This is a genomic window from Microvirga tunisiensis, assembly GCF_009296175.1.
Lineage (GTDB): Bacteria > Pseudomonadota > Alphaproteobacteria > Rhizobiales > Beijerinckiaceae > Microvirga > Microvirga tunisiensis.
The window spans coordinates 1-15,151 of sequence record NZ_VOSK01000158.1; the positions used below are offsets into that span (position 1 = coordinate 1).

Below are 15,151 nucleotides of genomic sequence, written 5' to 3' on the forward strand. Positions count from 1 at the left end.
TAGATCGTGTGGGTGCTGTGCGAGAATGAAGCGTCTGCTGAGGGCGAGTAGAGCATGAGCGGCCTCCGGGGTGAGGTGACCGCCTTACCTCACCAATCCGGCGGTCACTGGCCCATGAGATCTTTTTTTGTCGGTTAACATTCTCTTAACGGCGGACCGCAATCAGGTTCGTGTGCGACCGATCTAAAATCCCGACAGCACGATCTTGCCCCGCGCGCGGCCGCTTTCGATGAAGGCATGTGCGCGCTTGAGATGGGCGGCGTCGATCGGCCCGACGACTTCGGCCAGCGTCGTCTTGATCGTGCCTGCATCAACGAGGCGGGAAGCCTCGTTCAGGATCTCGTGCTGCCGCTCCATGTCGGCGGTCTGGAACGTGGAGCGCGTGAACATGGATTCCCAATGAATCGAGACGCTCTTGCCCTTCAGCAGGCTGATGTCGAGCGGCGCCTTCGGATCGTCGATCAGGGCGAAGCGGCCTTGCGGCGCAATGGGTTTTCGCGATCTCGGCGAAATGCGCCTCCGTATGAGTGATCGAAAATATGAAGGCCGGCGCGCCGATCCCCAGCGCTTCCACCTGCGCGGCGAGAGGCTTGCTGCGATCGATCACGTGATGGGCGCCGAGCTCCCGGCACCAGGCCTGCGTGTCCGGTCGCGAGGCTGTGGCGATCACCGTCAGATCGGAGAGCTGGCGCGCGAGCTGGATCGCGATGGACCCGACACCGCCGGCGCCGCCCACGATCAGGATGGCGTTGGCCGCGCCCTTCACAGGACGCTTGATCTCCAGCTGGTCGAACAGGGTTTCCCAAGCGGTCAGCGTGGTCAGCGGAAGGGCGGCCGCTTCCTCGAAGCCGATGGATTTCGGCTTTGCGCCCACCAGCCGCTCGTCGACCACATGAAATTCCGCGTTGGTGCCCTGTCGTGTGATGGCGCCGGCATAGAAGACCTCGTCGCCTTCCTTGAACAGGGAGACATCCTTGCCCATCCCTCGGACGACCCCGGCCGCATCGAATCCCAGGACCTTCACGCCGCCCGGCTCCGGTTGAGCCCGCATGCGGACCTTCGTGTCGACCGGGTTGAGGGACACCGCCTTGATCTCGACGAGCAGGTCGCGCGGGCCCGGCTCGGGACGGGGCAGGTCGACATCGACCAGGGAGGCGTCCTGATCGATGGGAAGGGATTGCTGGTAACCGACGGCGCGCATGGCATGTCTCCTGTTGACGGGGACATAGTTGGGCATAGTGTATGATCGCGCAAGAACGCACAAAAACAGCCCATAGTGTCAAAAAGGATACCGTGATGCCGCAGAAAGCGCCGAGGGTTCAAGGATGCTCCGTCGAGCGGACGATGAGCCTGATCGACGGCAAGTGGAAGATCATCGTTCTCTACAAGCTCCTGCGCGGAACCTTGCGTTTCAACGAATTGCGCCGGCTCATCCCGTCCATCACGCAACGCATGCTCACCCACCAGCTGCGCGAGCTCGAGGCCGACGGCCTCGTCGTACGGACCGTTTATGCCCAGGTGCCGCCTCGGGTCGAATATACGCTCTCGGTCCGCGGCCGCTCTCTGGAGCCTGTTCTGATGGCGATGAAGGACTGGGGCGACGAAAATCTGTCGTCTTTGGAGGCCAAGGCAGCGTAAAGTGCCTGTGCAATGCAGCAACTTTACCTAACTTTGTTTAGAACCTTATGCTTTTGTTGCGCAACCTGCCGCACTGTGGCAACGCTCCCGCAGCCAAATACATAAGAGGATGCGCGCATGAAGCTGGATACACCGACCAGCGGAAGCGAATTGACGGCGGAAGCCGTCGCCGTGCTGGAAAAAGGTCATAAGGCCATTCCGCCAACCTTCGTGCGCGATCTGTACGGGCGTGTCCCGCCCGAGGATCTGGCGCCCTATTCGCCGCAGACGCTGGCGGATCTCGCTGCGGAAGCCTTCGAGCATCTCAAGGCTTCCCGTACCGCCGACGGCGCGGATATCCGCCTCTTCGATTTCGAGATCGAGCGCGACGGCCGGCGCCAGGACGTGATGGTGCTCGAGATCGTCAACGACAACATGCCCTTCCTGCTCGATTCGACCCTCGCGGAGGTCGTGGACCAGGGTTATGAGCCGTTGCTCGTCGCCCATCCCATCCTGGCGGTGGAGCGGGGTTCGAACGGCGCTCTCGTGCGCCTCGTCGGCGAGGCCACCGCCGCCCTGCGGCTCGGCGTGAAGCGCGAAAGCTTCATCCATATCCACCTGCCCCGCCTTGACGATCCCGAGACCCGGACCAGCCTGATCGAGACCATGCGCCTCGTTCACAGGGACGTCTCCGTTGCGGTGCACGACTGGCCGGGCATGCGTGCCCAGATCGCCGAGATCGTCCACAATTACCGCCTCAATCCCCCGCCGCTGCCGGAGGACGAGGTGAAGGAGGCGGTCGCCTTCCTCGACTGGATGTCGCGGGACAACTTCACGTTCCTGGGCCTTCGCGAATACCGACTGCCCTCCGGCGACACTGCTGCCGATCCCGTCGAGGGCTCGGGTCTCGGCCTGCTGCGCGATCCCTCCGTGCGCGTGCTGCGTCGCGGCCGCGAACTGGTGGGGATGACGCCGGAAATCCGCGCCTTCCTGGCGCGTCCGCAGGCGCTCATCATCACCAAGGCGAACGTGAAATCGCGCGTCCACCGCCGCGCCCATCTCGACTATATCGGCGTCAAGCTGTTCGACGACAGCGGACATCTGCGGGGCGAGTTGCGCATCGTCGGCCTGTTCACGGCAAGCGCCTACACCAACACCACCGGCGAAGTGCCCTATCTGCGCCTCAAGGTGGCGAAGGTCCTCGCCCGTGCGGGCTTCGATCCGGCGAGTTATGCCGGCCGCGCGCTCCTCAACGTGCTCGAAAGTTATCCGCGCGACGAGCTGTTCCAGATCGACGAGGACACGCTCTACCACTTCGCCATCGAGATCATGAACCTGTCGGAGCGTCCGCGGGTGAGGGCGCTCGCCCGCACCGACGAGTTCGACCGTTTCGTCTCGGTGCTCGTCTTCGTGCCCAAGGACCGTTACGACACCCAGGCACGCCAGCGCATCGGCCAGTTCCTGGCCGGCATCTACGAGGGCCGCGTCTCCGCATCCTATCCCGATTATCCGGAAGGGCCGCTCGCGCGCACCCATTACATCATCGGTCGCGACGAGGGCGAGACCCCGGATGTGCCGCGCGAGACCCTGGAGAAGGGAATTGCCGCCATCGTCCGCACCTGGAGCGATGCGTTGCGCGACGCGCTCGACGCCACCGTCGGCGGCGCCCGTGCGCGCGCCCTGGCGTCCCGCTATGCCGACGCCTTCAGTGCGGCCTACCGCGAGGCCTTCGGGGCGGAGCAGGTCCTTGCCGACATCGCTCTTCTGGAGCAACTCTCGGAGGCACGTCCCCGCGCCGTCGATCTCTATCGCCGCGAAGGCGACGACGAAACCCGCGTGAACCTGAAGGTGTTCTCGCTCAATGTGGCGCTGCCGCTGTCGGAGCGCGTGCCGCTTCTGGAAAATCTCGGCTTCCGCGTCGTCAATGAGCGGACCTACCGGGTCGCCTTCAGCGCGGCGGACCGGGTATGGCTCCATGACATGACCCTGGAGCGCGCTTCCGGCGGTACGATCAAGATCGACGAGATCCAGGCTCTGATCGAGGCGGCACTGCTCGCACTCTTCCGGGGCCTCGCGGAATCGGACGGCTTCAACCGCCTCGTGCTCGAAGCGGGTCTCGGCTGGCGCGATGTCGCCATGGTGCGGGCGCTCGGCCGTTACCTCCGCCAGATCCAGGTCACCTACGCGCAGGATTATCTCGCCGAAACGCTCGCCCGCCACGGCGCGATCGCGGCCGATCTCGTCAAGCTCTTCTATGCGCGTTTCGACCCGCGCAAGGACGAGGGACGGGCTGCTGCGGAGGCTGCGATCCGCGAGCGGATTGAGGAGCAGCTCAAAGAAGTCACGAGCCTCGACGACGACCGGATTCTTCGCCGCTTCGTCAACCTGATCGAAGCCGCCATCCGCGCCAACTTCTTCCAGCTCGAGGACAACGGCCTGCCGCGCCAGACCATCGCGTTCAAGTTCGAATGCGCGAAGGTGGAAGGGCTGGCGCTGCCGAAGCCTCTCTACGAGATCTTCGTCTATTCGCCCCGCGTCGAGGGCGTGCATCTGCGCTTCGGCAAGGTGGCGCGCGGCGGCCTGCGCTGGTCCGATCGTCCGCAGGATTTCCGAACGGAAGTCCTCGGATTGGTCAAGGCGCAGCAGGTCAAGAACGCGGTCATCGTGCCGGTGGGCGCCAAGGGCGGCTTTGTGCCCAAGCACCTGCCGCCGGCAAGCGACCGGCAGGCCTGGCTGGCGGAGGGCACCGAGAGCTACCGCATCTTCGTGCGCACGCTCCTGCAGCTCACCGACAACATCGTCGGCGACAGCATGGTTCCGCCGGCGGATACCGTGCGCCACGACGGCGACGACCCCTATCTCGTCGTCGCGGCCGACAAGGGAACGGCCACCTTCTCCGACATCGCCAATGCGCTCTCCATCGAGAAAGGCCATTGGCTCGGCGATGCCTTCGCGTCCGGCGGCAGCCAGGGCTACGACCACAAGAAGATGGGCATCACCGCCCGCGGCGGCTGGGAGGCGGTGAAGCGCCACTTCCGCGAGATGGACATCGACATCCAGACCACGCCGGTGACGGTGGCGGGCGTCGGCGACATGTCGGGTGACGTGTTCGGCAACGGCATGCTGCTGTCGCGGGCGTTGAAGCTCGTGGCCGCCTTCGACCACCGCGACATCTTCATCGATCCGAAACTGGATCCTGAAAGCTCCTTCAAGGAACGCGAACGGCTCTTCAATCTGCCCCGTTCCAGCTGGCAGGACTACGATAAGGGGCTGATCTCAAGCGGCGGCGGCGTGTTCCCGCGCAATGCGAAATCGATTCCGCTCTCGGACGAAATGCGCGCGCTGCTCGACATCGACAAGCCGCACGCAACGCCTGCCGAAGTGATGAACGCGATCCTGAAAGCCCGTGTCGATCTGCTCTGGTTCGGCGGCATCGGCACCTATATCCGCTCATCCGCCGAGACGGATGAGCAGGTGGGCGATCGCGCCAACGATGCCATCCGCATCACCGGTCCGGAGGTGCGCGCCAAGGTGATTGGTGAGGGCGCCAATCTGGGCGTGACCCAGCGCGGGCGCATCGAGGCGGCGCAGAGCGGCGTTCACCTCAACACGGATGCCATCGACAATTCGGCAGGCGTCAACACCTCCGACGTGGAGGTGAACATCAAGATCGCGCTGACCACGCCGGAGCGCGACGGACGCCTGACACAGGAGCAGCGCAACGAACTTCTGGCGGATATGACCGACGATGTCGCCGCTCTCGTGTTGCGCAACAACTACCTGCAGACCCTGGCCATCTCGCTCTCCGAGCAGCTCGGTGTCGCCGATCTCGGCTTCGCCCGCCGGCTCATGCACATGCTGGAGGCGCAGGGACGCCTCAATCGCGCCGTGGAGTATCTGCCGGACGACAGCACGCTGGCCGAGCGCGGACGTCGCGGCGAGGCTCTGACGCGGCCGGAAATCGCGGTGCTTCTGGCCTATGCCAAGCTCTCCCTGCACGACGAGCTGCTGGAAAGCCCGGTGCCGGACGATCCGTATCTCGGCAAGGAGCTGGAACGCTATTTCCCGGCCGAGATGCGCGAGCGCTTCCCGGATGCGATCGCAACCCATCGCCTGCGCCGCGAGATCATCGCGACGCAGCTCGCCAACGCGATCATCAACCGGGGCGGCCCGACCATGGTGGCCCGCCTCGTCGACCAGACCGGTGCGGACGCGCCCACCATCGCGGCAGCCTATGCGGCCACCCGCGACTCGTTCGGCCTCACCGAGATGAATGTCGCCATCGATGCTCTCGACGGCGTCGTTCCGGGCAAGATGCAGCTGCATCTTTATGGCGAGCTGCAGGATCTCCTGATGAACCGGATCGTCTGGTTCATCCGCAACGTGGATTTCGTCAACCACTCCCTCGACGAGATCATCGGGACCTACCGGGCCGGAATCGCCGAGGTGGAGCGCAGCCTCACCGAGACGCTGTCGCCCGAGGCGCAAGGAGCCTGGGATGCACGCGCCAAGGCCTTGGCGGATGAGGGCACGCCGGAGGATCTGGCGCGCCGCATCGCATCGCTGCCCGATCTCGTGGCGGCTCCCGACATCGTGCAGACGGCGCAGAAGACCGGCAAGCCGGTCAGCGACATCGCCCGCACCCATTTCGCCCTCGAGGCCTCGTTCCGGCTCGGCGCTCTCATCAGTGCGGCACAGCAGATCAACGTCAGCGACTATTTCGACCGACTGGCGCTCGATCGGGCCGTCGACAGCATCGCCTATGCGCATCGCGGTCTGACGGCGGAAGTGTCGTCGCAGGATCTGTCCGGCATCGAGGCAGTGCGGGCCTGGGGCGAGAAGCGCGGCGCCGACGTCAACCGCATCAGAAGCGCGGTCGACGGCATCGTCTCGTCAGGCCTGACGCTGTCGAAGATCACCGTCGCGGCGAGCCTGCTCGGCGATCTCGCGCGCATGAGTTGAGCCCGCAAACTCTCCTCCTCCCTTGTGAGGTGGAGTTGAATGCGGGGGAAGTGGCCGCGTGCAAAGCTGAGTAAGATCGTTCCGCCATGGCCGTCCCCGGACTTGATCCGGGGATCAGTCCCGGCCATCCCGATCCTGTGAAGCGCCACGCTTTCCAAGCGGGATCACCGGCACAAGGCCGATGATGACGAGAGAAGGCAAGCGTTGACGACAATTCAGCAACAGCGTGGAAAGCAAAGCCCGGTGAGAGACATCAATCCCCTCGCTCCCTCGCGCAAAGCCTCGCGCCCCGCCATTCTGGGCTGGCTCCTGTTCGACTGGGCCTGCCAGCCCTTCTTCACCCTGGTCACCACCTTCGTCTTCGCGCCCTATTTCGCCTCCGCCCTCGCGCCCGATCCCGTGAGCGGACAGAGCCTGTGGGGCTATGCGACGGCGGCCGGGGGGCTCGTGCTCGCCATCCTGTCGCCGGTCCTCGGCTCCATCGCCGACGCGACCGGGCCGAAAAAGCCCTGGATCGCAGCGTGCGGTCTCGTGCTGTTCATCGCCTCCTTCGCCCTGTGGTACGCGGCGCCGGGACAGCCCCATGCCATCGCGGTTGCCCTGGTGGGCTTCGCCTTCGGCACGGTGGCGGTGGAAGTCGCGGCGGTGTTCAACAACGCCATGATCCCGCACCTCGTGCCACCGGAGCGCTATGGCCGCCTCTCGGGCACCGGCTGGGCGATGGGATATCTGGGCGGTCTCGTGTCGCTCGTGATCGTGCTCGGCTTTCTTGCCGCCGATCCGGTGACGATGAAGACGGTCTTCGGCCTGAACCCGCTGTTCGGACTCGATCCGGCGACGCGCGAGGGCGACCGCATCACGGGACCGTTCTCGGCCCTGTGGTTCCTCGTCTTCGTGCTGCCGCTCTTCCTCTTCACCCCCGATGTCCCGCGCTCGGGGATGGGCCTGAAGGAGGCCGCGCGAAAAGGGCTCGAGCAGGTGCGGAGCACCATCGACGATGCGCGGCGGCACGAGAGCATCGGCCGCTTTCTCCTTGCCAACATGGTCTATCAGGATGCGCTGGTGGCGTTGTTCGCCTTCGGCGGCATCTACGGGGCAGGCGTGTTCGGCTGGCAGGCCATTGAGCTCGGCATCTTCGGCATCCTGCTCACCATCACCGGCACGCTCGGCGCATTGATCGGCGGACGGCTCGACGATCGCATCGGCGCAAAGCCGGTGATCCTCGGATCGATCGCCATTCTCGCGCTCGTCTGCATCGGCGTTCTCTCGCTCGGGCGCGATCACATTCTTTTCGTGATTCCGACGGCCCCGTCCGCTCCCGACGATGGCCTCTACGGCTCCGCGCCGGAAAAGGCGTTCGTGCTGCTCGGCCTCGTCATCGGCTCCGTGGCGGGACCGCTGCAGGCCTCCTCGCGCAGCCTGCTCGCGCGGCTGGTTCCAGCGCACGAGGCCGGGCGCTATTTCGGCCTGCTGGCGCTCTCAGGAAAAGTCACATCCTTCCTGGCGCCGCTCGCGGTCGCCGTTGCGACGGCAATCTTCCAGACGCAGGCGGCAGGACCGGCGGTGCTGATCCTGTTCCTGCTCGTTGGATTCTGGCTGTTGAGCGGTGTGAAGCGGGTGTGAAACGCCCCACCATTATCCCGGGGCCGCGCAGCGGAGCCCGGGATCCATAAACACGACGTTCACGGAAAAGGCGGAGGCATTATCGCAGCGTCATTCCTTGAAGCGTCAGCGGTCATGGATCCCCGCTTTCGCGGGGATGACACGGCGGGGATCACTCCAGCGTCACCGCCGTGCCGCTGACCGACACCATCATCATGCCCTCGTTCTTGCCGAGCGCACCGTAATCGAGGTGAACGCCAACGATCGCGTGGGCGCCGAGGCGCTGGGCCTCCTCGATCATCTCCTGCAGGGCGGTGTCGCGTCCATCGCGCAGAACGCGCTCGTAGGATCCCGCGCGTCCGCCGACCACGTCGCGGATGGAGGCGAAGAAATCGCGGAACACGTTAGCGCCGAGAATCGCCTCGCCCGAAACGATGCCGCGATAGGAGGCGACGCGGCGGCCTTCGATGCTCGGCGTGGTGGTGATGATCATGCACGTCTCCTTCTGCTCCGCTTCAGATGGGAATGAAGGGGAGAAATGTCATCATCATGATGGGAAGCGGGCGTCTCGATGAGAGCTCCACACAGTGTCCCGGCCATCCCGATGCGGTGAGGCGCGGCGCTTCACTCAGTCGGGATCACCGGCACAACGCCGGTGATGACGGAGGATGAACCGCACCGGACAGCGCCATCCTCAGTGGCGGAAGTGGCGGTGGCCCGTGAACACCATGGCGAGGCCGGCTTCGTCGGCCGCCTTGATGACCTCGTCGTCGCGCATGGAGCCGCCGGGCTGGATCACGGCGGTGGCGCCGGCCTCCGCCGCGGCGAGCAGGCCGTCCGCGAAAGGGAAGAAGGCGTCGGAGGCCACCACCGAGCCTTTGGCGAGGGTCTCGGGCAGGTTCGCGGCCTTCGCGGCCTCGGCGGCCTTCCAGGCTGCGATGCGGGAGGAATCGACGCGGCTCATCTGGCCGGCGCCGATACCCACGGTCGCGAGATCCCTGGCATAGACGATGGCGTTCGACTTCACGTGCTTGGCGACGCGGAAGGCGAAGCGCAGATCCTCCAGCTCCCGGTCGGTGGGTGCGCGCTTCGTCACCACCTTCAGGTCCATGGCGTCGACCACGGCATTGTCCCGGTTCTGCGCCAGGAAGCCGCCCGAGACCGTGCGCAAGGTCAGGCCCTCCTGGCGCGGATCGGGCAGGCCGCCCGCGAGCAGCAGGCGCAGGTTCTTCTTGGCCGCCACGATGGCGATGGCCTCCTCGGTCGCATCGGGCGCGATGATCACCTCCGTGAAGATCTCGGTGATGGCCTTGGCGGCCTCCGCGTCGAGCGGCCGGTTCATGGCCACGATGCCGCCGAAGGCCGAGAACGGATCGCAGCGCAGGGCCTTCTCGTAGGCCTCGCGCAAGGTGGTGCCTTCCGCGACGCCGCAGGGATTGGCATGCTTGACGATCACGATGGCGGCGGAGCGCTCCGGGACGAACTCCGCCACGGCCTCGTAGGCCGCATCGGTGTCGTTGATGTTGTTGTAGGAGAGCTGCTTGCCCTGCACCTGGCGCGCGGTGGCGACGCCCGGGCGGCTCTCAGGCGTGCGGTAGAAGGCGGCGCTCTGGTGCGGGTTCTCGCCGTAGCGCATGACCTCCGCGATAGCGCCGCCGAGCGCGCGGAAGGGTGGCGTCTCTTCGCCGAGCTCGGCGGCGAACCAGTTGGAGATCGCCGCGTCGTAGGCCGCCGTGCGGGCATAGGCCTTCTGGGCCAGGCGCCGGCGCAGGGTCAGCGTGACCGAGCCGTCGTAGGCGGAGAGGTCGTCGAGAACGGCCGCATAATCGCCGCCGTCCACCACCACGGCCACGTCGCCATGGTTCTTGGCCGCGGCGCGGATCATGGCGGGGCCGCCGATATCGATGTTCTCGATGCAATCGTCATAGGGCTTGCCGGCGGCCACCGTCGCCTCGAACGGATAGAGGTTCACCACCAGGAGGTCGATGGGCTGAATACCATGGGCGAGCATCGCCGCCTGATGCTCGGGGTTCTCCCGGATGCCGAGCAGGCCGCCGTGGACGGACGGATGCAGCGTCTTCACGCGCCCGTCCATCATCTCCGGAAAGCCCGTGAGCTCGCTCACGTCCTTCACGGGCAGCCCTGCCTCGCTCAGGGCCTTGTGCGTGCCGCCGGTGGACACCAGCTCGATGCCGCGCTCGGAGAGCGCGCGGGCGAAGTCCACGAGACCCGTCTTGTCGGATACGGAAAGCAGAGCGCGGGACACGCGCTTCAGGTCGCTCGGCATGGCGGCCGCTCCCTTCAAGGGTTGGAAGATGCGGGCGCGATACCACGGTAGGCCGAGGATGGGAACCGCGTCGCCGCCATTTGGAACCTTGTTCAGAGCAGCTCTGGCCCGGGCTCCGCAGCCTGCTCGGAGCTGAACGTGCGGGCGAGGCGCTCGAAGCGCCAGCGCACGGTCTGGGTCTCGCCCGGGCGGATCGTCAGCACGATCTGTTCCGTGCGCCGCATGCCCTCGGCGGTGGCGAGAAACACGCTGTCCTCGAGCTCCGCCTCGACCGGGGCGGCCGAGAACTGCCAGGCCTCCCGGTTGGGCAGCACCAGCATGACCACGCGGCCGCCCTGAGCCCGGCTCGCCTTGATGCCGGGCGCCAGATGGAAGCGGATGATGGCCTGCGCCGTGCCAGAGTTTCCGCTTTGGCTGCCCTCGATTCTAAAATTGTCCTCGCCTTCCAGCACATTGCCCTTGGGAGCAAGCTGCCAGCGCCGCTCGTGAGTGATCCCGAAGCGGGCTTTATAGCCGTCGTGGCTGGCGCTCAGCAGCTGCGCGTGCTCGCGTTCGCTGCGCTCCGCCGTCACGTGCTCAGGGGCGCTGATGACCACGGGGCCGACGCGGCGCAGGATCCAGGCGGAGATGCGGCGCTGCAGCCAGCTCCCCTTCTTGTCGACGATTTGGCAGGAGGAGATGTCGTCGATGGAGGCGGTGGAATGCGCCACCGTCGAACGCGAAGCCTGGATGATCGCATTGCCCGCGATGTAGGGCGTGCCGCAATTGACCACGATGCGCTGCGCGGCGCTCGAGAACTCGAAGGACAGACAGCCGGCGCCGGCATCCTGGGACAGGGGTCGCGGCGGCGGAGCGCCCACATCGGCGACGAGCAGCGTGCGCCCGGCCTCCAGCCGCTCATAGCCCGAATGCGGCGCGTGGTGGATCGGCTGGCTGCGCATGTCGTCATAGGTGAGCAGCGTCGCCAGATGATCGGCTGCGGTCACGCCCATGCCGTTGAAATGGGACAGGGTGCCATCCCCGTGCCGGAACAGGCGCACCATCGGCAGCATCCGGTCGATGGCGTGGAGCAGGGCGTCGGGCGTGTCGACCTCGCGGCTGGCGAACATCTGGCGCAGGGGCAGAAGATCGAACAGGAGATCGACGATGACCCGCGGATTGCGGCTCGCATGCCCGCCATCGGCCAGGACCTGCCGTTCGAGCTCGCGGGCGAGCAGGCGGCTCGCGTGCCGCAAATTGCGGTCGAGGCCTTCGCAGCACAGGCCCGCATAGCAGAGCGCAATGGCGGCCATCAGCTGCTGGAAGGGCAGGGCGCCGGAGCTGACCTGGCGCTCGAGCTTGCGCACATGCTGGCCGATGATTCGCAGGAAACGCTGGTAGAAGGCGTGATCCGCGCCTTCCAGGATCAACGGCGACTGGCTGATGAGGGACATGAGCCGGCGCGCCGTGATCTCCGGGCTGCAGGCGATGCGCTTGTCGCCGAGCTTCGAGGTGACGAACTCGTCCACCAGGGAACGGGCGTTGGCCTGGGCGAGCGCCGTGCCGGCCGCCCGCAGATGACGCAGCCAGCCGAAGCCGTAGAGCGCCTCGCCCCAGGCGCGGCTCGGCGGCGTGAACGCGAACGGCGAGCGCCCGCCGGTGGTGATGGCGCGGCCGGAAAAGGCGAAGAAGCCGGAATAGATGTCGGTGGCGATGGTGGGATCGGCCGTGCGCAGGTCCTGGGGCGCGAAGAGCAGCCGCGTCGGCGCCGGCGCGCTCGAGAGCCTGGACAGGCTCCAGACCGCGCTTTCGCGCATGGCGCGGCCTGCCTCGCGAGCGGCAAGCCTGTACAAACGCCAGCGATCCGGCCCGAATTCCACCCGTGGCGCTCCCCTTGTTCGCTTGAATCCCAGCCAACTTAGGTGAGGAGTTCCTGCTGACCGGTTAACAACAGGTAAGGGAGGATTCACTATGATCACGAACCCTTGTGCACAAACCGTGCGACAAAGAATCCGTCGAGGCCGCTGCGGTCATGTTCCGAAAGCGCCAGGTGACTCGGCAGGGTGCGAATATCGCCCTGCGGCGTGATGCACTCGGCAAAGCCGCCGATCTCGTCGGCCGCGATGGGCTTGCGGGCGAATTCGGGATGGCGAGCAAGAAAACTCTCCGCCTGCCGTTCGCCTTCCTCGGCTTCCAGCGAGCAGGTGCAGTAGACCAGCCGCCCGCCGGCTTTCAGCAGGCTCGCGGCCTTGTCGAGCAGACGACTCTGCAGTCCTGAGAGCTTGCGGATGTCCTCCTCGCTCTTGGTCCAGGCCACGTCGGGGTGGCGCCGGATGGTGCCGGTGGCCGAGCAGGGGGCATCGAGCAGGATGGCGTCGAAGGGGCTTACATCGAGCTTTTCCGCATCGATGGCGCGGGTCTCGGCCTTCAGGTGGAGGCGGGCGAGGTTCTCCTCGAGCCGCTGCAGGCGCTTCGCCGAGCGGTCGACGGCGAGCACTTCGGCACCGGCCGCTGCGAGTTGCGCGGTCTTGCCCCCGGGCGCGGCGCAGAGATCCGCGATGCGCTCGCCGGGCTGTGCCTGCAGGAGGCGGGCGGGCAGGGCGGCGGCGGCATCCTGCACCCACCATTCGCCGTCCTCGAAACCGGGCAGCTCGCGGATCGCGGTGCGCTCCTTCAGACGGATGCTGCCGGTGGGCAGGAGAACGCCACCGAGACGCTCGGCCCAGGCTTCCGGGGCGCTCTTCACCGTCAGGTCGACGGAAGCGAGCGACCGGTGCGCTTCGGCGATCCTGGTAGCAAGAGCCTCGCCGTATTGCGCGATCCAGCGCTCCTCCAGCCAGGTCGGCGTGTCGAGCCAGGGATCGGTCTCGGCGAGAATGGCCTCGCGCTCGCGGGCGACGCGGCGCAGGACGGCGTTGATGAAGCCGCCGGCGTGATGGAGCTTGGGATCGTTCTGGGCGAGCTGCACCGCGCTGTCGACGACGGCGTGGTCGGGCACGTCGAGGAACAGGATCTGCGCCGCGCCGGTGGCGAGCAGATGCATCAGGCGCTCGTCCTTCGGCGGCTTGTTGAGCCGCTCGTTCAACGCCCGTCCGAGGGTGCCGAGGCGCCGGAAGGTCACGATGGCGATGGCGCGGGCGAGCGCTTCGTCGCGGCCGGAGAGGTTTTCCGCCCGGGCCAATTCCTCCATCACGTCGTCGAGCGGCACGCGCCGCTTCATGGTCTCCGCCACCGCCATCCAGGCAAGGCGGCGGGGCCCGAGGCCTGCCTGTTCGTCCGATTGATTCAAAATTTTATCCCCAGGGCCCGCGGCGAGTGCCGGTCGAGCCTCCGATTGAGCCCCCGGGGGAACCCCACGGACTCGATGAACTCTGTGCGACGAAGCCGGGTGGCTTCGCCGACGCGCCCATCTCCTGCGCCAAAGCGTGCAGGGCCGCAATCCGGTTTTCCGTCGCGGGGTGGGTCGAGAACAGGTTGTCCACGCCCTGACCCGAGAGCGGGTTGATGATGAAGAGCGAGGCGGTCGCGGGACGGCGCTCCGCATCGGGGTTGGGAATATGCGCCACGCCGCCCGCGATGCGGTCGAGCGCCGAGGCGAGCGCCAGCGGCTGGCCGGAGATCTGTGCCCCCATCCGGTCGGCGTCGTATTCCCGCGAACGGCTGATCGCCATCTGGATGATCATGGCGGCCAGGGGTGCCAGCAGCGCCGTGCCGATCATCACAATCGGGTTCGGCCGGTTCTCGCCCCGGCCGCCGAAGAGGAAGCCGAACTGGGCCAGCGTCGCGATGGCGCCGGCGATGGTCGCACTCACGGTCATGATGAGGGTGTCGCGGTTCTTGATATGGGCGAGCTCGTGCGCCATCACGCCCGCCACCTCGTCATGGGACAGCATGTGCAGGAGGCCCGTGGTGGCGGCGACCGCCGCGTTCTCCGGGTTGCGCCCGGTGGCAAACGCATTGGGCTGCGGATTGTCGATGAGGTAGACCCGCGGCATGGGAAGGCCGGCACGCCCTGCAAGATCGCGCACCATATGGACCAGCTCGGGCGCCGTGCGTTCGTCCACCTCGAGCGCATGATGGGCGGCGAGCGCCAGCCGGTCCGAGTTCCAATAGGCGAAGAGATTCGTCGCGAGGCCGAAGCCCAGTGCGATCATCATCCCGGTGCCGCCGCCCAGGAAATAACCAACGACGCCGAACAGGGCCATCAGGCCCGCCAGCAGCATTCCGGTCTTGACGGTGTTCATCGGGGTCTCCACCTCGTGGTCAACGAAAATCCATCCGTTGAACCCCTATGTGGGAATGGTCCAGCTCCCTCCCAAGAGGAGCGGGACTCTGGCATAAGGCACCTCATGAGTACGAACGACAACACCCCTCCGGATCGCCTTATCGAGGGCGCAGCCCCCGGCAAGCCCCTGTCTCCCGCGGCCCAGAGGGCACTCGCGGAGGCCGCCCAGCGCCGGCTCGAGATCGATGCCCGCGCGGCCGAACTCGCCCAGCAGAAGGAGTTCCAGGGCCGCGGAGGCCTCGAGCCCGTCCGCTACGAGGATTGGGAAGTGAAGGGCCTGGCGAGCGATTTCTAAAAAACCGTCGCGGATCGGGTCCGCCTGTGGGGTCAGAAACAGCTTGCTGGTAGTCTGTTGCCGGAGGGGAGCGGCCGTTAGCTTATTGGTGGCTCATGACCCCGTTAAAAAACATGGTCCATGG

At 66.4% G+C, this 15,151-nt stretch carries 9 protein-coding genes and 1 pseudogene; 4 read left to right on the top strand and 6 right to left on the bottom strand.

Going from position 1 to position 15,151, the window contains the following annotated elements; genetic code table 11:
* Window positions 1-183: 183 nt before the first annotated feature.
* Window positions 184-1,201 (bottom strand): annotated as a pseudogene (locus FS320_RS26535) (zinc-binding alcohol dehydrogenase family protein).
* 95 nt (window positions 1,202-1,296) lie between these two features.
* Between FS320_RS26535 and FS320_RS26540 the strand changes: the two are divergent.
* The 3 genes from FS320_RS26540 to FS320_RS26550 all read left to right on the top strand — a co-directional run bounded on the left by FS320_RS26540 (window position 1,297) and on the right by FS320_RS26550 (window position 8,202).
* Window positions 1,297-1,638, top strand: a complete 342-nt coding sequence (locus FS320_RS26540; protein WP_152715012.1) for a winged helix-turn-helix transcriptional regulator — start codon at window positions 1,297-1,299, stop codon at window positions 1,636-1,638.
* A 117-nt stretch (window positions 1,639-1,755) separates the two neighbouring features.
* Window positions 1,756-6,579, top strand: coding sequence for an NAD-glutamate dehydrogenase (locus tag FS320_RS26545; RefSeq protein WP_152715014.1), 4,824 nt, complete (start codon window positions 1,756-1,758; stop codon window positions 6,577-6,579).
* A 243-nt stretch (window positions 6,580-6,822) separates the two neighbouring features.
* On the top strand, window positions 6,823-8,202 hold the full coding sequence (locus tag FS320_RS26550) for an MFS transporter (protein ID WP_338105501.1): 1,380 nt from the start codon (window positions 6,823-6,825) through the stop codon (window positions 8,200-8,202).
* A 151-nt stretch (window positions 8,203-8,353) separates the two neighbouring features.
* Here the strand turns inward: FS320_RS26550 and FS320_RS26555 are convergent, their stop codons facing one another.
* The 5 genes from FS320_RS26555 to htpX form a co-directional block, all read right to left on the bottom strand.
* Window positions 8,354-8,674 (bottom strand): heavy metal-binding domain-containing protein, encoded by a 321-nt coding sequence (locus tag FS320_RS26555; protein WP_152715018.1) that lies wholly within the window; start codon window positions 8,672-8,674, stop codon window positions 8,354-8,356.
* A 201-nt stretch (window positions 8,675-8,875) separates the two neighbouring features.
* Complete coding sequence (purH, locus tag FS320_RS26560) at window positions 8,876-10,468, bottom strand: bifunctional phosphoribosylaminoimidazolecarboxamide formyltransferase/IMP cyclohydrolase (protein WP_152715020.1); 1,593 nt, start codon at window positions 10,466-10,468, stop codon at window positions 8,876-8,878.
* 92 nt (window positions 10,469-10,560) lie between these two features.
* Window positions 10,561-12,327, bottom strand: coding sequence for a heparinase II/III domain-containing protein (locus FS320_RS26565; protein ID WP_162003250.1), 1,767 nt, complete (start codon window positions 12,325-12,327; stop codon window positions 10,561-10,563).
* 95 nt (window positions 12,328-12,422) lie between these two features.
* Window positions 12,423-13,736 (bottom strand): RsmB/NOP family class I SAM-dependent RNA methyltransferase, encoded by a 1,314-nt coding sequence (locus FS320_RS26570; protein WP_338105502.1) that lies wholly within the window; start codon window positions 13,734-13,736, stop codon window positions 12,423-12,425.
* Between the two features lie 4 nt (window positions 13,737-13,740).
* Entirely contained in the window at window positions 13,741-14,691 is a 951-nt protein-coding gene (gene htpX, locus FS320_RS26575; protein WP_152715022.1) for a zinc metalloprotease HtpX, read from the bottom strand.
* Window positions 14,692-14,796: 105 nt separating this feature from the next.
* Between htpX and FS320_RS26580 the strand changes: the two genes are divergently transcribed.
* Complete coding sequence (locus FS320_RS26580; RefSeq protein WP_152715024.1) at window positions 14,797-15,027, top strand: DUF1674 domain-containing protein; 231 nt, start codon at window positions 14,797-14,799, stop codon at window positions 15,025-15,027.
* The last annotated feature ends 124 nt before the right edge of the window (window positions 15,028-15,151 follow it).